Source organism: Nitratireductor sp. OM-1 (assembly GCF_003296175.1).
Taxonomy (GTDB): Bacteria; Pseudomonadota; Alphaproteobacteria; order Rhizobiales; family Rhizobiaceae; genus Nitratireductor; species Nitratireductor aquimarinus.
This window is the reverse complement of the sequence record NZ_CP029208.1, coordinates 2,109,747-2,128,826: the sequence shown is the minus strand read 5'-3', so window position 1 is coordinate 2,128,826 and position 19,080 is coordinate 2,109,747. Positions and strand designations below refer to the sequence as shown.

Annotated in this window: 14 protein-coding genes, 1 tRNA gene and 1 pseudogene; 5 read left to right on the top strand and 11 right to left on the bottom strand. The window is 60.6% G+C overall.

Features of this window, described 5'->3' with window-relative positions; translation table 11 throughout:
• Positions 1–23: 23 nt before the first annotated feature.
• Positions 24–935, top strand: coding sequence for a hydrogen peroxide-inducible genes activator (locus DEJ54_RS10025; protein WP_113154437.1), 912 nt, complete (start codon positions 24–26; stop codon positions 933–935).
• Between the two features lie 3 nt (positions 936–938).
• Here the strand turns inward: DEJ54_RS10025 and DEJ54_RS10020 are convergent, their stop codons facing one another.
• Positions 939–1,352 (bottom strand): MAPEG family protein, encoded by a 414-nt coding sequence (locus DEJ54_RS10020; protein ID WP_113154436.1) that lies wholly within the window; start codon positions 1,350–1,352, stop codon positions 939–941.
• A gap of 95 nt (positions 1,353–1,447) precedes the next feature.
• Here DEJ54_RS10020 and DEJ54_RS10015 point away from each other — a divergent pair, with 95 nt between their 5' ends.
• Complete coding sequence (locus DEJ54_RS10015; protein WP_113154435.1) at positions 1,448–2,128, top strand: aquaporin; 681 nt, start codon at positions 1,448–1,450, stop codon at positions 2,126–2,128.
• 57 nt (positions 2,129–2,185) lie between these two features.
• Here DEJ54_RS10015 and guaB read toward each other — a convergent pair whose 3' ends face one another.
• Complete coding sequence (gene guaB, locus DEJ54_RS10010) at positions 2,186–3,688, bottom strand: IMP dehydrogenase (protein WP_113154434.1); 1,503 nt, start codon at positions 3,686–3,688, stop codon at positions 2,186–2,188.
• Positions 3,689–3,990: 302 nt separating this feature from the next.
• On the opposite strand from guaB, the gene DEJ54_RS10005 reads away from it, so the two are divergent.
• Positions 3,991–5,409, top strand: a complete 1,419-nt coding sequence (locus DEJ54_RS10005) for a DHA2 family efflux MFS transporter permease subunit (RefSeq protein ID WP_113154433.1) — start codon at positions 3,991–3,993, stop codon at positions 5,407–5,409.
• Between the two features lie 13 nt (positions 5,410–5,422).
• Here DEJ54_RS10005 and DEJ54_RS10000 read toward each other — a convergent pair whose 3' ends face one another.
• Both DEJ54_RS10000 and DEJ54_RS09995 read right to left on the bottom strand, forming a co-directional pair.
• Positions 5,423–6,142 (bottom strand): RlmE family RNA methyltransferase, encoded by a 720-nt coding sequence (locus DEJ54_RS10000; RefSeq protein WP_113154432.1) that lies wholly within the window; start codon positions 6,140–6,142, stop codon positions 5,423–5,425.
• Positions 6,139–7,473 carry a Ppx/GppA phosphatase family protein gene (locus DEJ54_RS09995; RefSeq protein WP_113154431.1) on the bottom strand — a complete coding sequence of 445 codons (1,335 nt, stop codon included), beginning with the start codon at positions 7,471–7,473 and terminating at the stop codon, positions 6,139–6,141. Before DEJ54_RS09995 ends, DEJ54_RS10000 begins: the two co-directional genes overlap by 4 nt.
• Positions 7,474–7,707: 234 nt before the next feature.
• Between DEJ54_RS09995 and DEJ54_RS09990 the strand changes: the two genes are divergently transcribed.
• Positions 7,708–7,781: transfer RNA gene (locus DEJ54_RS09990), tRNA-Gln, on the top strand.
• A gap of 253 nt (positions 7,782–8,034) precedes the next feature.
• Here the strand turns inward: DEJ54_RS09990 and DEJ54_RS09985 are convergent.
• From DEJ54_RS09985 to DEJ54_RS09965, 5 genes are all read right to left on the bottom strand, one after another.
• Positions 8,035–9,771 (bottom strand): recombinase family protein, encoded by a 1,737-nt coding sequence (locus DEJ54_RS09985; RefSeq protein ID WP_113154430.1) that lies wholly within the window; start codon positions 9,769–9,771, stop codon positions 8,035–8,037.
• Positions 9,771–10,223 carry a DUF2924 domain-containing protein gene (locus tag DEJ54_RS09980; protein WP_113154429.1) on the bottom strand — a complete coding sequence of 151 codons (453 nt, stop codon included), beginning with the start codon at positions 10,221–10,223 and terminating at the stop codon, positions 9,771–9,773. Before DEJ54_RS09980 ends, DEJ54_RS09985 begins: the two co-directional genes overlap by 1 nt.
• Positions 10,220–10,543, bottom strand: a complete 324-nt coding sequence (locus DEJ54_RS09975) for a DUF3489 domain-containing protein (RefSeq protein WP_245447478.1) — start codon at positions 10,541–10,543, stop codon at positions 10,220–10,222. Before DEJ54_RS09975 ends, DEJ54_RS09980 begins: the two co-directional genes overlap by 4 nt.
• 189 nt (positions 10,544–10,732) lie before the next feature.
• Positions 10,733–11,593, bottom strand: a complete 861-nt coding sequence (locus DEJ54_RS09970; protein ID WP_113154428.1) for a hypothetical protein — start codon at positions 11,591–11,593, stop codon at positions 10,733–10,735.
• Entirely contained in the window at positions 11,590–12,939 is a 1,350-nt protein-coding gene (locus DEJ54_RS09965) for a DNA methyltransferase (RefSeq protein WP_113154427.1), read from the bottom strand. Before DEJ54_RS09965 ends, DEJ54_RS09970 begins: the two co-directional genes overlap by 4 nt.
• Positions 12,940–13,626: 687 nt before the next feature.
• Between DEJ54_RS09965 and DEJ54_RS09960 the strand changes: the two genes are divergently transcribed.
• Positions 13,627–17,871, top strand: coding sequence for an ATP-binding protein (locus DEJ54_RS09960; RefSeq protein ID WP_113154426.1), 4,245 nt, complete (start codon positions 13,627–13,629; stop codon positions 17,869–17,871).
• On the opposite strand, the gene DEJ54_RS23485 is transcribed toward DEJ54_RS09960, so the two are convergent.
• Both DEJ54_RS23485 and DEJ54_RS23705 read right to left on the bottom strand, forming a co-directional pair.
• A complete protein-coding gene (locus DEJ54_RS23485) occupies positions 17,868–18,425 on the bottom strand; it encodes a hypothetical protein (RefSeq protein ID WP_245447476.1) in 558 nt (185 codons plus the stop codon). The genes DEJ54_RS09960 and DEJ54_RS23485 overlap by 4 nt on opposite strands.
• A 339-nt stretch (positions 18,426–18,764) precedes the next feature.
• Positions 18,765–18,914: pseudogene (locus DEJ54_RS23705) on the bottom strand (DNA methyltransferase); the annotation flags it as partial.
• Between the last annotated feature and the right edge of the window lie 166 nt (positions 18,915–19,080).

Sequence of the window (19,080 nt, the reverse complement as noted above, 5' to 3'; positions counted from 1 at the left end):
ATTCGATGCGATAATCTGAAGTTATGATACGCCTCACCATCAGACAGATGCAGTATTTCGAGCGACTGGCCGAAACGCTTCATTTCGGACGCGCGGCCACGAGCTGCGGCGTGACGCAGCCTGCCCTTTCGGCGCAGATTTCCGAAATGGAGGCGCAGCTCGGTTTCAAGCTGTTCGAACGCGGCAGCGGGGCCGTGCGCCTGACCGCCGAGGCTCATACGCTGCTTCCGCGCGTGGTGCGCATTCTCTCCGAGATCCGGGAACTGGAGGGCGAGGCCCGGCGCGAGCGCCAGGCGCTCGAAGGCCGTTTCCGCCTTGGCGTCATCCCCACAATTGCGCCTTACCTGCTGCCCGAGCTTCTGCCGCTTCTCAAACAGCGGTTTCCCAAACTGCGGCTGGAGGTGCGCGAGGCGGTTACCGAGACGCTGGCCGAGGACACGGCGACCGGCAGGCTCGACGCCATGATCGCGGCGCGGCCCATCAATGACAACCGGTTGCTGCCCGAAGCGCTTTTTGACGACCCCTTCTATCTCGCCGTGCCGAGCGAAGACGCTGAACGCCTTGCCCCGCCCGTGGCGCAGGAGAGCATGGCGCTCGAACGGCTGATGCTTCTGGAAGACGGGCACTGCATGCGCGGACAGGCGCTGGAAATCTGCGGCAAGGTGAAACCCGTCACCATGGAGACCTTTGGCGCAACCAGCCTGACGACGCTTTTGCACATGGTGTCGCATGGGATGGGCGTAACCCTCATACCGCAAATGGCGCGCGCTTCGGCAAAGCTCCTGCCCTCCGTCAGTGTGCTGCCGTTTCTCGCCCCCGGCCCTTCCCGCAGCATATGCCTGGCTGGCCGAAAGTCCAATCCGCGCAAGGCCGATTTCGCGGCCCTGCACGAGGCGATCCTGCAGGCTCACACGGCACTTCTGGCGCGCGGCTGAACCTCAGATCGCCAGCCGCAGGGCGAGCAGAAGCCACATTGCGCCAAGCGCGAAGAACCCCAGCACAAACAGCGGCTGGCGGTGGCGTATCCTGTTCGACGTAACATGCACATAAGCATGACCGCAGCGCGACAGAACGAAGACCCAGGCCAGCGAGACCGCCGCCACGCCGGCGCCCCCGGTCACGAAAAGCGCCAGGCAGACCGCATAAAAGAGCACCGGCAGCTCGAACTGATTGGCCAGATTGTTGCGCACATAGAGGCTTTCCGCCGGCTCATCGCGGTTTTCGCGAAACTGCGAGACCGTGGCGCTGCCGCTTTCCACCGCCTTCTTCCGCCGCATGCCGATCAGCAGATAAACCGCATAGACCAGCGCCACCTGCGCGATCATCGGCCAGAAAATGGCGGTCTGGGACATGGTCTTCCCCCTGTGTGAACTGTGAATCCTGATTTCCCCATCAGCTCCTAAATCCAGAGCCTTTGCAAGGTTGCCCACATTGCAAGGATCGAATCATGAAAGCTTATGCCGCCGAGTGTTTCGGCACGTTCTGCCTCGTCTTTCTGGGCTGTGCGAGCATCATCGCCGGGGGATTCGGCAATCTTCTGCCGCTGGGCGGCATCGGCATCGCCCTGTCATTCGGCGTTGCCGTCATTGCCATGGCCTATGCCATCGGCCCCGTTTCCGGCGCGCATATGAACCCGGCAGTCACCGCCGGCGTTTTTCTTTCGGGGCGCATGCCGGCCCGCGACGTGCTTCCCTACATTCTGGCGCAGATTGTCGGCGGAACGCTCGCCGCTGCAGCCCTCTGGGGCATTGCGCAGGGCAACAACGCGGTCGCTCCCGTTTCACGCGCCGCGAATGGCTGGGAATCCGCCGGACTTTACCCCACACCCACCGCCTTCGCGCTTGAAGCGCTCGGCACCTTCATTTTCGTGACGGTCATTCTGGGGGTAACCGCGAAGAAGCACCGCACCGCGCTTTCCGGCATGGTGATCGGACTGACGCTCGCGGTCCTTCACCTGTGCCTCATCCCGGTGACGGGCACCTCCATCAATCCCGCCCGCTCAATCGGCCCCGCCCTGTTTGCCGGCGCGCGCGAGATGAACCAGCTCTGGCTGTTCATCGCCGCACCGCTTACCGGGGCGATCCTCGCCGGCATTCTGGGAAGAACAGGATTCCTGGAGCGCGCCTGACGCAATAAAAAAGGGCCTGAACGGCCCTTTTTCCAAAATCGAAGATGCCTGAAGCGCTCACACGCCGCCCGGATAGTTCGGGCTTTCACGGGTGATCGTGACGTCATGCGCGTGGCTTTCGCGCAGTCCCGCACCGGAGATGCGCACAAAGGTGGCCTTGCGGCGGAACTCTTCCAGATTGGCCGCGCCGACATAACCCATGGCCGCCTTCAGACCACCGGTGAGCTGGTGCAGAACACCGCCAGCCGGTCCCTTGTAGGGCACCTGGCCTTCGATGCCCTCAGGCACGAGCTTCAGCGTATCGCGCACTTCCGCCTGGAAGTAGCGATCCGCCGACCCGCGCGCCATCGCGCCAACCGAACCCATGCCGCGATACGCCTTGTAGGAACGGCCCTGGTGCAGATAAACCTCGCCCGGGCTTTCATCCGTGCCGGCGAGCAGCGAACCGACCATTGCCGCCGATGCACCGGCGGCAAGCGCCTTGGCGAGATCGCCGGAAAACTTGATGCCGCCATCGGCGATCAGCGAAACGCCCGCCTTGTCCGCCACTTCCACCGCCGACATGATGGCCGAAAGCTGCGGCACGCCCACACCGGCAACGATGCGCGTGGTGCAGATGGAGCCTGGCCCGATGCCGATCTTCACGCCATCCGCACCGGCGTCGATGAGCGCCTGTGTGCCTTCGGCGGTTGCGACGTTACCGGCAATGATGCGCACATTGCTGGAGAGCTTCTTGGCCCGCGCCACTGCGTCGAGCACGCGCTGGGAGTGGCCGTGGGCGGTGTCGATCACCAGAAGGTCGACGCCGGCATCGATCAGGCGCTCGGCGCGCTCGAAACCATCCTCGCCAACGCTGGTCGCGGCGGCGGCGCGAAGACGGCCCTGCGCATCCTTGGAAGCATGCGGATTGAGCTGCGACTTCTCGATGTCCTTGACGGTGATGAGGCCCACGCAATTGGCGGCGTCATCGACCACGAGAAGCTTCTCGATGCGGTGCTGGTGGAGAAGGCGCTTGGCCTCGTCCTGCGCCACGCCTTCCTGCACGGTGACGAGATCCTGATGCGTCATCAGCTCGCGCACACGCTGCTCGGGATCGGAAGCGAAACGCACGTCGCGGTTTGTCAGGATACCGGCAAGACGTCCCGTTGTGTGGCCGCCAGCGCCGCCATTCTCGACAACCGGAATGCCCGAAATGCCATGCGCGCGCATCAGCGCCTGCGCCTCGGCCAGCGTTGCGTCAGGGCCGATTGTGATGGGGTTCACCACCATGCCCGACTCGAACTTCTTGACCTGGCGCACTTCCTCGGCCTGCTCGATGGGCGAGAGGTTGCGGTGAATGACGCCGATGCCACCGGCCTGCGCCATGGCGATGGCGAGGCGCGCTTCCGTCACCGTGTCCATGGCGGCGGAAAGGATCGGAATGTTGAGATCGATGTCGCCGGCAATGCGCGTGCGTACATCCGTCTGGCCGGGCATCACTTCCGAGTGGCCGGGCTGCAGGAGCACGTCGTCGAAAGTAAGCGCCTCGGCGCCGGTTGCAGTCTCGATGATTTTAGCCATGGCCGACCCTTTGGAATAAGAGGACACGCGACCTCGCCACTCAAAAGCAAGGCCTCGTCTGTGTGATTCCCTTTCAGGATTGGCGCTGGCTGGTACCACGTCAGCGCCGACTTGAAAAGGTGGTGCTTTGTAAGCGTAACAATTGTTGTCCACATGACATGACAGCACCAACACAGCTCCGTCACTGCCACAGGACAGGCCGCACGCGCCGTGCTAAAGCCTCCAACGCTGATCCGGTCTGCCCACAATTCCCCCTCTCCGCGGCCCCTTCCCGCGACAGACCGGCACAGGAACATAAAGCCTTGAACCGCACACTGCCGCTCATACTCGCCGTCGCGCTCTTCATGGAGCAGATGGATTCCACCGTCATCGCCACCTCGCTGCCGGCCATCGCTGCCGACCTCGACACCAGCCCGGTCACGCTGAAACTCGCGCTGACCAGCTATCTCGTCTCGCTGGCGATTTTCATTCCCATCAGCGGCTTCATGGCCGACCGCTACGGCGCAAAGCGGGTCTTCCGCATCGCCATCGGCGTGTTCGTGATCGGCTCCATCGCCTGCGCCTTTTCCAATTCGCTGGCTTCGTTCGTTCTGGCGCGCTTCCTGCAGGGCATGGGCGGCGCAATGATGACGCCCGTCGCACGGCTGGTGCTGGTGCGCGCCGTGCCGCGCGAGAAGCTCGTCAGCGCCATGGCGTGGCTCGCCGCCCCCGCGCTGATCGGCCCCGTGGCCGGCCCGCCGCTGGGCGGCTTCATCACCACCTATTTTTCCTGGCACTGGATCTTTCTGATCAATGTGCCCATCGGCCTTCTGGGCATCTATGTCTCGGGCCGCGTGCTGCCGGAGTTTCCCAAACAGGAGACCGGCCGGCTGGACACAATCGGCTTCATGCTCTCAAGCATCGCCGCCTCCGGCCTGGTGTTCGGCCTTTCGGTCATCAGCCTGCCCGCCCTGCCGCCGATTGTGGGCGTCTGCACCGTGCTCATCGGCGCGCTTGCAGCCGTGCTTTACGTGCGTCATGCGCGGCGCACCTCGCATCCGGTTCTCAATCTCGGCCTGTTCGCCAACCGCGCCTTCCGCTCGTCGATCATTGGCGGCTCGCTCTTCCGCATCGGCGTCGGCGCAGTGCCGTTCCTGCTGCCGCTGATGTTCCAGGTCGTGTTCGGGCTCACGCCCTTCCAGTCCGGCCTTTTGACCTTCGCTTCGGCCTTTGGGGCCATTGCCATGAAGTTCATCGCCAGCACGGCGCTGCGCCTTGGCGGCTTCCGCGTCGTTTTGGTCACCGCATCCCTGCTGGGTGCCGCCAGCATCGGCGTCAACGCCTTCTTCACGCCGCAGACATCGCACTGGACCATCATCACGGTTCTGGTGTTTTCAGGCCTTCTGCGCTCGCTCTTCTTCACGTCATCCAATGCGCTCACATTCTCAGAGCTCGGCGACCGGGAGGCCAGTCAGGCCGCCACGCTTTCTGCGGCTTTCCAGCAGGTGAGCATTGCAATGGGCGTGGCCGTGGGCGGCGGCATTCTTGAGGCAACCGCGCTTGTCACCGGCACCGCTCTGGGCATCGATGCGTTCTTCAACGCCTTCCTGATCGTGGCTGGTCTTTCAGCACTGGCGGCCATTCCGTTCCTCAGCCTCCCGCCAGAGACGGGCAGCAGGGTGTCGGGCCACAAACGCCGCAGAAGCGCCGCATCCGCGACGCCGGCTCCCGCAGCAGAGTAAGGCGTTTTACGCCTTACGCTTCGTCTTCGGGTTCTTCCTTCTTGCGGCCCTTGAAGCCCTTGGCGAGCAGATAAAGCTCCACCGATTCCGCCCGCGAGGCCTGCGGCTTCACATGATGAACCGACTTGAAGTTGCGCTTCAGCTGATCGAGCAGGCCGGTTTCCGCACCGCCCTGAAAGGCCTTGCACAGGAAGTGGCCGCCGGGCTTGAGCACTGACAGGGCGAAATCCGCCGCCGTCTCGCACAGATGCATGGTGCGCAAATGGTCTGTCTGACGGTGCCCGGTTGTCGGCGCGGCCATGTCGGAGATCACCAGATCCGGCTCTGCGCCAAGCGTCTCCATCAGGCGCTCTGGCGCATCATCGTCAAGAAAATCCATTTCCAGAACGATGGCGCCCGGCACCGCATCCATACCCAGATAATCGATGCCGACCACCAGCGGGTTCTCCGGCGTCGAGTTGACGCGCTCGGCCGCCACCTGACACCAGCCACCGGGAGCCGCCCCCAGGTCGATGACCCGCGCGCCCGGAAACAGGAGCTTGTGGCGGTCATCGATCTCGGTCAGCTTGTAGGCCGCGCGCGAACGCATGCCCTCGGCCTGCGCCTTGTGCACATAGGGATCGTTCAGATGGCGTTCGAGCCAGCGGCGCGACGAATTCTTGAGCTTGGTCTTCTTGATGCGCGTCTTGAGCGCGCGTGCGCCACCGCTCTTGCCTGCCGGTTTCTTGGTCATGCACTCCGTCCCGTCCGCCGCCGGCGACGCCAAGCGCCATCGGCCGCCATCATTTCACTCAACATGCCTTCGCGCAGGCCCCGGTCGGCCACTCTCAGCCGTTCCGAGGGCCAGCGGCGGCGTATGGCCTCAAGGATCGCGCAGCCGCCAAGCACCAGATCCGCCCGGTCCGCACCGATGCAGGGATTGGCCTTGCGCTGCTCGAAATCCCAAGAAAGCAGCGTGTCGATCATGCGGTCCACATTGTCCCGCTCCATCCAAAGACCGTCGACCTGACGGCGGTCATAGCGCGCCAGCCCCAGATGAACGCCCGCAAGCGTCGTCACCGTTCCGGACGTGCCGATCAGGTGGAAGCGCCCGCCGGCGGCGACCTGCGCCAGCCGCCCGCCATCATCGAACCGGTCGAGCATCTCGCTCACCGCATCGACCATCGCAGCAAAGCTCTCGGGCGTCACATGGTGTCCGCCAAATCGTTCGGCAAGCGACACCACGCCCACCGGCAACGATGTCCAGGCGACGATGTGATCGGCGAGCCGTGGCGTGCGGTGGCGCGAAATGTCCACCAGCGCGATTTCCGACGAGCCTCCGCCAATGTCGAACAGGACCACGCCTTCCGTGCCGCGCTCGACCAGCGTGCTGCAACCGGCCACCGCCAGGCGGGCCTCGGTCTGCCGGTCGATGATTTCGAGCCTGAGCCCGGTTTCCTTCTTCACGCGCTCAATGAAGGCCGCGCCATTCTGCGCCGAGCGACAGGCTTCCGTCGCGATCAGCCGCATGCGCTTGGGCCGGCGATTGCCGAGCTTGTCGGCGCAGACGCTGAGCGCCGAGACAGCGCGATCCATCGCAGCGTCGCTCAGGCGGCCTTCGATCGAAAGCCCCTCGCCCAGGCGAACGATTCGCGAAAAGGCGTCGACGACACGAAAATATCCCGGCCGCGTGGGCGTTGCCACGAGAAGCCGGCAATTGTTCGTGCCCAGATCGAGCGCCGCATAGGAAGCGCGCTGGCTTTCCTGCGATGATTCGCGTCGACGGGCCTGTTGCGGGCGTTTTGGCTTTTTGGGTTCGTTCTGGGGCGCTTCCTGTGCGGCGACGCCTTCCTGCGCATCGCGCACGAAAGCCCGGCGTTTCCGCCGTTTTCTGCGCTTCCGCTTGCGCACGGGCTCATCGCCATCGCGCACATCCGCGCTGCCGGATGATGCAGACGCACCATCCCTGCATGCAGAGGGGCCGGCCGACCGATCGTCGAAGCCGAGGGTTGATCCCCCATCCGACGCGGCATCCCGGACGACCCTCTCAACCGGCGAAACATCGCCGTGGTCGTGGTTTTCCACCGCTATTCCTTCGCCGCCGCGCAAGCCTCGGGGGCGCGTCAGGCAGCTTATTTCGTTTAGTTGCCGCCAACGTATCAGCCGGCGTCGATTTCACCAATAGCGGTGTTTGCCTGAAACGCACTGTTCGATGATTACAAAGAAAATTGCGCAATCCCGAAATTGAATACGCATGTGCCCTTGACTATGAAATTCAGCTTGTTAAATAGCGTGTCGAAAGCGGCCACCGCCGCCCGCTGGGGAATAGGTTAACGGTAGACCCACGGACTCTGACTCCGTTAGTCCTGGTTCGAATCCAGGTTCCCCAGCCATTCCTTTCCAAACATTGTTAGGCACTGCTTTCTCGCGCTGTTTTGCGCGATATTTCAGCGGCTTGCACGACCGTCGGGCAGACGGAGACAGTGTTCCTCGCCCAAACCGAGGCCGGAATGGCCCGCAGTCTCACCAGACTCATTAGACGCTGAGAGTTTGCTAGCGCGTGCATCAAAGAAGCATCGGTCGATGCCGGTGCATCGGAGGCGCCTGAAGCTTATCGACGCGCCACCACATTATTGATGGTGTTTTTCAGAGTGCCGCGACGAGGCGGCGTTGTGCCTGCCAGTCGATGGGGAAGTCGTTGCGCTGCAGCCATTCCGATGTCAGCCTGACCGGCTGTTCACCCCAGATGATGGACTGCAGGACATCGGGCGCGAGGAAGGCGAGGTCGATCAGTTGCACGATGCGTGCTCTGGAGAGGTTTTCTCTTGTCGCGATCTGATCGATGGTCGAACCTTCCTTGACCGCATCACAATACCGATGCGCGCGTGCAATGTTGCGGATCAGAACCTGATCGACAGCCCTTTTCTCGGTATGCGCGATCACCAGCTTCGTCTCGACGCCGCGCTTGCGGAACTGGAAGGCGGTCGCAAAACGCAGCCTTTCAGCATTGAGCCTGCCGGCCGGAACATTCAAAGTCGCAGCCACGGTATCTGCCTGCAACACGATCTGTATCTCCCCTGGAGTTACCGTCGCCTGCTCGATGCCATCCAGGATCAGAGCCAGCTCCTGGCGGGGAGTCTCTGCCGCATCATCGCAGTCGAGGATCCTCAGGATACCGGCGATCTCACCGGCTGACGGCTGCTGCAACAGATCGGCCGCAACATGTTTCCGCAGATGCGCAAGAACGACCTTGCCGAGCTGGTCTTCCAAGGCCTTGGCCGGTAACCGCCAGCCTTTGGGCGCGCTTTCGGCAGCTTGCCCCTTGCCCGAGATCAGCCGGTTCGAGACATAGTAGCGATATCGCCTTCCCTTCTTCTCGGCATGGCTTGCCGTCAGGCGATCGCCGGTCTCATCACGAAGTTTGCCGGCGAGAAGCGATGTGTTCGGTTTGCTTCCCGAGCGGTTTCTTTTTCGTGAGGCCTCAGCACTCAGCTTCATCTGCACCGCATCGAAGGCTTCCGGTGCGATTATGGCCGGATGCTGTCCGGCATGGATTTTCTCATGATGCCGGATGCGACCGGCATATACCGGATTGGTCAAGATGTAGTGGATCTGGCTGCGTGCGAAGGGCGCTAGCTCGCCGCCTCGCGCATCAGTCTCCGCCGCAGATCTGCCGCTCGCTCCGTCCGCATGAGAAGAGTCATCATTTCCCAGGGACTTCGCCTTGCCCTTCCTGAAGCGTGGTTTCGCGCGCAGCCCGATGCGCTCCGCCTCCCGCATTACCTCGAGAACCGATCCGTGCTCGTGATAGAGATCGAAGAGTTGCCGAACGATCCGAGCCTCCTGCTCGGCAATCTTGAGCGTCCGACCATCGGGGGTGTAGCCAAGCGGGATGGCACCGCCCATCCAAAGCCCTTTCTTCTTCGATGCCGTGATCTTGTCGCGAATGCGCTCCGCCGTGACTTCGCGCTCGAACTGGGCAAAGGAAAGAAGCACGTTCAGCGTCAGCCGGCCCATGCTGGTTGACGTATTGAAGGATTGCGTGACCGATACGAAGGAGGCCTGGGCGGCGTCCAGGCGCTCGACCAGCTTGGCAAAGTCCGTCAATGAGCGGGTCAGTCGATCGATCTTGTAGACAACGATCTGGTCGACCAGTCCCTCATCGATATCGTGCAGCAGCTGCTGCAGCCCCGGCCTGTCCATATTGCCGCCGGACAGGCCGCCATCGTCATAGTGGCCTGGCAGTTCTACCCAGCCTTCATGCTTCTGGCTGGCAATGTAGGCGGCACAGGCCTCACGCTGAGCATGGAGGGAGTTGAACTCCTGCTCCAGCCCATCCTCGGAGGATTTACGCGTGTAGATGGCGCAGCGGATTCTCTTCATCAGCTTGCCAGTCCGAAGAAGCGGGGCCCCGACCAGCGCGTGCCGGTGATCCTGAGCGCAACACCGCTCAGGGATCCGTAGATCTTGCCATCGAACAGGAAGCCCTGCTCCAGGATCTCCACCCGATATGTACGGCCATTCCATTCGCGCACCAGATGCGTGCCCGGGCGCGTTGCGACGAGACGTTTGCTCGTCGCTCGCACTGCCGCATTTCCTTTGCGCTCTCCCTCGATCAAAGCGGCATTGAGCGCTTTTTTGATCCCAGCCGCGTGCCCGCCATGGACCCTCAGTTGCATCTCGTGGGCCAAAGCCCGGCGCATGAAGCGAAGCGATATGTATTTTGGTGGCGACTTTCCGAAGTACTGCCTCCACCGCGCGGTGCAGTCTTCACGCTCCAGGGCCTCGACCGCCGCCACGTCGCATACAGGATTGTCATCTCCGAGCATGGTCATGCGCTCACCGCGTCAGAGGCGCCGGCCTGCTCGCTCGACTTGGCTGCCATCGCGTAGACGGTCTCGCCTGTCTTTGGAGATTTGGACATGACAACTGGATGGCCGTCCTTGCGCAAACCCGACAGAGCAGCGCGGACAGTATGCGCCTGCCAACCAAGCCGCTCGGCAATTAACGAAGCCCGCGCGCCATTCGGCTTCGACAGAAGCGTGATCAACTGGTCTTTCTTGGTCCGTCGAACGACCTTGGCAGGTACAGGTTGCGGCTCTGCGGTCGAGACGACCGCCCGTCGGATGCCTGCTCTGCGTTGAGAGTCAATCATTCTGGTCTCCACTCGGTTTGAGAACCGGCCATCCCGGTCCTTGCACCGCGTGAAGCCCGCGAGGCGGGCGCGGTCGAGCGCAACATCCGCACCCGACCGGAGACCAGCAATGCTTGCCGACGAGACGAAGTCCAGCGGCAAGGGCGAACACTCACGCAGATCAGCGGAGGTCAGCGAGCGGTCCCCCGCCTATTGCCGCGCAATCCTTCCGATCCGCTCCACGATCTTCCGATCACTCGTCACCTTGCCAGTCCTGATATCGGCATAGAGGTCCATGCACTCAGGGATCAATCGTTCGATCTGGCGGCGCGTCTCGCCGAGGGGCGGCATGATCCAACCACGCGGTCTGGATTGACCGAGTGTTGCCCAGGCTTTGCGCACATGTTTGAGAAGCTCGCGTTTCGTCAATCGACGATAGCGCTCCATCGCCACGATGATGGCGGTGTCGGACATACGATAGCGTGCCGGCAATCCCTCATTCAAAATCTGAACGAGAACGAGCGGCGTGGCACCGGAGAAGAGGCCAACCGGGCCGTCTGCTGGAGCCGGCGCTAGCCGTTCCTCAAGTATGGCCTGCAGGATCAGGACATTGCGACGCCTGCAATTGTCCTTCAGCACCAACAACTGCTCGTCATCCGCGGGACCGTCGATCCGATAGCCCGTTCCTTCAACGATCACGATGTCGTCGGGATGCGGCAGCACACTCTCAGGATCGCCACCGCGACTAATGACCTCGTCCAGCAATCTCTGCTGATACTCCTTGAAGCGCAGGCCGAATGCGACATCCTCCTTGATCACGTTCTGCCGAACCTGTTGCGCGACAGTGATCGCCTTGACCGAGTGACCGAGGGCATGTGCCGAACCGTTCGCAGCGGTCTGCATTAGCTTGCGGATAACGACATTGCCAACCGTCGTCTTCAGCTCCCGGCCTTCGCTCAGGATGGTGATCTGGCGATCGGCTTCCTCCAGCAATGTCTGCTGGATCGGGGTGAGGCTGACAAGCTCCGTCTCCGAAGAAGTGGCCGGTGATGCCTTTCTGCGCCGGGTCATGGCTGCACCTCCGCCAAAGCTTCCTTTGCAGATCCACTGATAGTCTCTCCTCGCTCGGCCACAACGTCAGCGAAGAACGAACCAGCGCCCGCCAGAACGGCGCGCTCACCTGTCACACGCTCAAAGCGACGAATGATCGTGTCGCAATAGATTGGATCGATCTCGACCAACCGGGCAACACGGCCGCATTGTTCAGCAGCAATTAGCGTCGAGCCCGAACCGCCGAATATGTCGAGGACAATATCCCCTCGCCTGGAACAGTCCCTGATCGCATCGGCAACCAGGGCGACCGGCTTGACGGTCGGATGCATGGCCAGTTCCTCGTCCCGCGTTGCGCCGAGCGAACTGATGCCCGGATAATCCCAGACATTGGTGCGATAGCGCCCTCCGTCGCCGAGCCCGAAGTTGTTGATATGCGCTGCCCTCCCCTTCTTGAACACGAAGACAAGCTCATGCTTGGAGCGGTAGAACGACCCCATCCCGCCATTGGTCTTGTTCCAGACGCACAGGTTCTTCAGCTCATCGAAGACGGCATGGCCAGCCTCCAGCAACTCGCGCATATGCCGCCAATCCATGCACACATAGGCGAGCGCCCCATCCTTGAGATGGTCGCCCGCCGCAGCAAGCGACTGACGGAGAAACTCTGTGAAGGCAATCTCGTCCATCTCGCCGGAGGCCAGAGCGAACTCGCGATGCCGGATGCGGCCGAGGCCGCTCACATGACCATCGATCGGAACATTGTAGGGCGGGTCGGTGAACACCATCGTGGCACATTCGCCGCCTAAAAGACGCCCGATCTCTTCGCTCGATCGCGCGTCGGCACACAGGAGGCGATGCGGCCCGAGCTGCCATATGTCCCCTGCCTTGGCAGCGGCAGGCCCATCGGAGATCGGTTCCGGCGCATCGAGGTGAGGATCAGCGGCCCGCTCGCCATCAACTTCTCCGTCCAGGACGAGGTCGATCTCCGTCGTTGAGAAGCCGAGGATCTCGATATCGAAATCGAGATCGATCAGGCCCTGCATCTCGATGGAAAGGAGTTCGCGATCCCAGCCGGCGTTTTCCGCCAGCTTGTTGTCGGCCAGGATGTAGGCGCGGATCTCGTCACGCGACAGGTGCGACAGTCTGCGGACAGGAACCTCCTTCATCCCGATCAGCCTGGCCGCCTCCACCCGGCCGTGGCCGGCAATAATGGAGTGATCGTCGGACACGAGGACCGGATTGCAGAAGCCGAAGCGCTTGATGCTGTCGGCGATCTGACGGATCTGCTTCTTCGAATGGGTGCGCGCGTTGTTGGCGTAAGGGGTGAGCCTGTCGATCGGGCACAGGTCTTCGCTTGGCGAATGCATGGGCAATCTCCATAGGTCCCGCGCGGAGCAGGAAAGCCGAGTTTTGTTAGGTACTGGTAACGCTTGAACTGACCGAACGATAACCAGGCAGGTTCGGGGGCCGCAATATGCGCGTCGCAAATAGCAAAACTGTTTCAGCTTTGCGCACACGCCTTCAAACAGGCTTTGAAGACCCTTCAAACACCCTTTTAAGACCCTTCAAAAGCGAAATCCGGCAAACCGCAGAAAATCAGGCGAAATATTAGAATAATTTTCTAACAGGGGATGAGGCTTTCCCAACCAAAGAAAGTTCTTCGTGAAAGAACGGCCGAATCAAAAGTCTGACATTAAGGACCCAATATCCTTTGAATACAAAGTTTTAGATGGATCAATCGGCAACTCTACGAATGACAGCTATGCGCCCCCATTGCAGACGTTCATGCAAACTTTGCCTCGCGCTGGAAGCGGACGTAGCGCCTTAGCGGGCTGGCATCGGCTTTGCGCTCTCATTTTGGGAATCCGTTGTTTCGAAGCCGATCTCGAAAGGCGGCATTCCCTTATTCCGACTGTCGCACTGAACCCGACTCGGAGCAGTTGGCGGCCGCGTGACCGCAAGCTGGCGCAGTTGGGGATGCATTCGTATGATCTAGCTAGGATGTGAGTCGGTGTGGTGCGTAAGAGCGAGCTTGGCACGAAGTCGGAGGGAAGATGAAAACGGCGCTTCCAAAGCGGATGGTCTCGAAAAGCAAGTTTTCGATGTTCATGCGGACGCTTTGCGACCGTGAGCTCTACCTCTCTCTATTTTCGAATAACCCGTCGGCCTTGGAAGCAGCCGGGATTCCGGTGCCTCTAAAGTCGAGGCCTGGCGTGCAATTGATCACGAACTCGGGCCGGGAGTTTGAATACGAACAGTTTGACCTGCTCCTCAATGCCGTCCAGGCGCATGTCATCCATAAGAGCGCAGGGCGTACAGGTATCGATCTCAATGAAGCATTGGCGAAGGCGACGTACCCTTCGCTTATCCTTCAGCCGGAGATTGAACCGGAAGAGTTTCGAGACGTCGCACTGTCAGCGTTGGGCGTGTCGGTCGCATCTCTGAAGCTGATCCCACAATTGTCCGGGCTTCGACCCGACATATTGCTCGTAGATGCGCGGCAAGACGCGGACTACGAGATTTTACCTGATGGATCACGGCTGCTCGTTGCACCCGATGACCCCCGGACACCTCTCAGCGTTATCGATCTCAAGAACATCACAGAGGCAAACGCTAGCTACTCAGCCGAGGTCTGCTTGTACGCCATCTTCCTGGCGAACTGGCTACATTCAAAGGGCTCAGCTTTCAAACACCGCTACTTCGTCTCTGACCGCATCTTCCTATGGCGGCACACGGAGATGCCGGCCTTCACCGAGATCATGAAGAAGAAGGACGGAGGCGAGGTGACGGCTCGGCTCCAAGCGCTCCGAAGCGACCTCGACGACGGACTTGTGAACTACCTCGTCTATATGCCTAGCGTCCGAAAGTTCTTCGTTGAGGATCTCCCTCGAGTTATCGCGACCGGCGATAGGGAGGGATGGGCTGCCCTCGACTATCATGTAAACCCGAAGTGCGGAGCCTGCGATTGGCTTGGAAACCGGTTATGGCTCTCGCCAGACGACCACGTCTACTTCGATAAGGACCCGACTAGGTACTGTTTTCAGGGCGCCGAGTCCTCCGACCACCTCTGCAAGATGCCCACTCTGAGTAAGGGAGCAACCCGTGTTCTCAAAGATGGCGGTCACCCCGAGGTCGGGAAGCTCGTCGGCATCCAACCCAATGCGACTGTTCTCCGCGGCCACACTCTCCTCAAGAAAGATCGGGATCAAATCGGCTCGCGCGCCGAGTCCATCGCGACGGGCAATGTAACAGTCGATCAGTTCTCCAAGGTCGGTGGTCTGGCCAAGTACCTTGGTGCAGAGTTCGACATCGTTGTGAATTTTGATCCTGGATCTGGCTTCCTGACAGGCGTCGCGCTTCGCGGGACCCTGTTTGCGCCCTTTGGACACAAATTTCAGAAGGCGGATGGGGAGGACCAATCCATCCGCCCCCTCGGCGAGGCCGCATTCGTGGTGGCGAAGGACAATGCCGTGGCTGAATGGGCTGCACTCAGCTCGTTTATTGAACGCTTCGCGACGTGTATCGACGACGCAAGGAGGGTCTTCGACGACCACGGCATGGGGACGCTAAGGACCCAAATCTGCTTCTGGGAACTTCGGCAATATACGGAGCTCTGCAACGCTTTTGGTCGTCACCTGCTGGATATTCTTCAGTTGTCCGGTCGCTCTCAGCGAGCACTGGCTTGGATATTCCCTGCGGAAGAGTTGATGGAGAAGGCCGGGCAGATTTGCCCGAACATCGTCTTCATCAAGGACATCGTCACCGCTTCTGTGCGGCTGCCCCAACGCTTCGCTGTCACGCTTCTCGGGACCGCAGAGGCGTATCATCACGACCGCCTCACACCGCGAAAAATCGACAGCTACTACGTTGAGCCGCTCGGAAATGGCATCCCTCGGGAGCGCATCTTCGAAATTTGGAAGTCCCCAACGGGTACAGTCCGAATGTTTGGAAGACCGGTCAGCGTGTTCGAGGCGGTCGAACGCTACGGTATTGCCCTCAAGGCTCACACTTGGGCGCTCTCGAGCATCGCAGCCCGTCTGCGAATGGACCTGAAAAACTGCATCTCGGGGAACGCTCCAGAGCTCTCGATGTCGATCCCGTCTGGCCTAACTGGCGTCGCGTATGATTCGAAGCTTTGGGAGAGGTGGGCAAGCGTGTCCGCGGCGGTCGGCAAGACCCAAGGGCTGCACACCCTTATCGCACGCCCGGAATGGCTTGAAGCCGCCTACCAAGCGGTCATCCTCGAGGCGGTGACAAAGGAACTTGGCGGCAATCGCTACGAGTTCGCGGTTAGCGCAGATTCGACCGAGGCAAAGATCGAAGAAGGTGATTTCTGCACGGTCGGCGTCGTCAGCCACCCGGGCTTCCCTCTTAAGAATGCAAAGACGCTTGGCGTCGGACTGGACGACTATACGCCCATGCACCGGGTCATCTCGGCGAAGATCGAGAGCTTTGACCGGGCTGCGGCGCGGATCACCGTGAGATTGGAGCCATCTTGGGGAAAAGTCGCCCCGGCGTTTCAGGCCGTAATGGCCAGCGGTTTGATCCCGATCGGTAGTGAGCCGATCTACCTCCTGCCGACCATGCCGTTTGATGACTACGATCAGACTAGAGAAGTGCTCATCGAAATCGGCGATCCAAGCATCGCCACGCCGTCGGCGGAAGCGAAGCTCGCGATGGGGCATGGCGCGGCAAAAAGGATTCCAACGGGTACCGGCGCCGTCTCACCGGTGGCGCGTGTCTTGTGGGAAGGTGATGCGGTTGCAAAGGCATTCCTGCGCACGGATGAGCAAATTGAGAAGCTTGCTGCCTTCGCAACAACCGCTAACGCCTATCCGCTCAACGAAAGTCAGGTGGAAGCCGTCCGCATTTGCGGGCAACGACAGCTTTCGATCATCTGGGGTCCGCCCGGCACGGGCAAAACAGACACTCTCGTGGCCATGCTGCACGCGATAATCCGCGAAGGAGATCCGCGCAAAATCCTCATCACAGGCCCGAACTACCGCACTGTCGAAGAGCTTTCCGGCCGACTGCTGAGGAATCTGGAGACGGACGCTGCCGCGGCAGGAGACTTCTTCTGGCTTTATTCCAAGAGCCGCACGCCGAAGGATGTTTCGAGCTCCAACCCCAACCTCGTAGCCACCGCCGTGACGTTAGATTTCGGCGCAGGACTCGACGACATTCAAACAAGCATCGGAGATCCCCAGCGCACAACGATCATCTCGACGACCGCTCATATGGTGCTGCGGCTCACAAAGGCTGTCGGTCAGAGCGGCTCAGCATTAGACGAGGTGTTTGATGTCATCGTGCTCGATGAGAGTTCCCAAATCCCGATGACTCTGGCGATCAAGCCGCTCGCGGCGATGAAGGCTAACGCTCAGGTGATCGTCGCCGGCGACCACAAGCAAATGCCGCCGATCCAGAACCTCGACCCTCCGAAGGGGGCTGAGTACCTTGTCGACAGCATCCAGACCTATCTCAACAAAAGGTTTGGCATCGGCCAGCAGCCCCTCCTAGTGAACTATCGTTCCAACCAAGATCTAGTCGATTACGCCCGCTCGCTCGGCTACCCCGCGCAACTCTTAGCTGCAGCGCCAAAGAAGGATCTTTCAGTCCTCAACTCTCTCGATGAGGTGGTGAAAACGTTACCTGCAGCCTTGCCGCAGTCCGAGGCATACGCCGAGCTTCTCCGTCCGGAACGCCGAGTCACGGCGCTCATTCATGATGACCCGACATCGTCGCAAGCGAACGACTTGGAAGCTGGCCTGGTGGCGGGGCTTGCTTTTATTGCGCGGCATGCAATGGCCAAAGACCTCGATACGGGCAGTGGGACTAGCGGAGAAGCCTTCACCGACGAGACCTTCTTCGAATCCGGGATCGGTATTGTCACACCACACAAGGCGCAGAAGGCCCTCGTCGTCCGCAAGCTCACGGAACTCTTCCCGTCAGCTGATCCGGAATTGGTGTTCAGCGCAGTCGACACTGTTGAGCGCTTTCAGGGCGGCGAGCGCAACCTCATCATCGTGTCCTACGGTGTAGGCGACACGGATATCATCGAGGGAGAGGAACAGTTCCTGCTCCAACTTGAACGGACCAACGTTGCGGTGTCGCGGGCCAAGGCAAAGTGTGTTGTGTTGATGCCGAAGTCGCTGGCCTATCACCTGCCAACCGATCAGAAGGCGGCAGAGACGTCGGTCGCGCTGAAGTCGTACTTGGAAGAATTCTGCGGTCAGCGCTTGGCTGTCAATATTCAAGATGGCGCGGGGGTCTTGCGAGCTGCGGAGATACGCTGGCACTAGGCCCGGATGGCGTGGAAGTCGAATTCATCGGCGGGGTCTGACTCGCGGCCCATTTGGTCTGCCTGCCGTTTGCCGGCGCCCGACGTTTTGGCATTCCTGACGGAGATCAGTTTCCAGCCGCCCGCTTCTTCGAGAGACGCCTTGAGAATGCGGCGAGGATCGCTTTTGACCGACGGAATAGCCCCGAACCTGACATAGAGGCGGGCCTCGTCCTCAGAGGCCTTCAGGACGTTCCGCCACACCTTTGCGAGATCGGCAATGAATGCGTCCTGGCCTGCGTGGCTCATCTGCTGGTCATTGCCATAGTCGATCTCCGCCGGCCCTCCCAGAAACCAGTTCCGGAGCCACTGGTCTTCAACATAAGTCGTCATGCCGTAGTAGGGTGGCGACGTGACCGTCACGGTCGCATTTCGCACCCGGCGATATGAAGCAGCCAAACGCGCATCACCGCATTTGATGTCTGTTAGACGGCCAGGGGAAGGCGTATCCAGATCGGGTATGCGCGCCAGCTTCTTCTCAAGCACCTTGAGGACGGAAACGACTGGAGGTTCCATGCCTCGATCTCTCCAGAAGCGAACAGAGTAGTCTGGCTTAGATGCAAAGGTCCGAGGCATCTGATTTGAGAAGTAGCTCGCGTTCCCGCTTACGTTCATTGGTCCGTGTAGGCAGCCAAGCGCCGCCGCGCGGAGGATTGCAGCAGTGTGGGTTCGGGGCGCTCTGAGAAGCCCCTCGCGCAGAGCGCAGACCTCCAGCAAAGTTGATGGGGCAAACCCCCGGCGGAAGAACTCAGTATCTGGAACGTCACATGGCTTTGTAGCCAAGAGCTGTTTTGCAAGTTCCAGAACAGCGTCAGGCTTCGCGCTTGCTACTTTCGCCTGAGCAATAGACGCGGCGATTAAAGATGTATCCAGTCCGTAAGATCGAAGTTTGAACTTGCGAGCGGCATATATAGTCGTACCGCGCCCGCAAAACGGATCAAGTATGATGGGGTTGTATCGGCGATATTTTCTTATAATCCCAATCGGATATTCGAGCGGGAACATGGTATAATATGGGCAGATGGCGTTGAACGCGTAGTCTTTATTATATGCGAGCAGTGATTTCATATAATCGATATAGACCTGATTGCAGATTAGTCCAAGGCGAATTGACTTTGAAGCCCCACGACGAATGTGCTTCCTAGCGCGGTCGCAAACAATGATTCGCGTT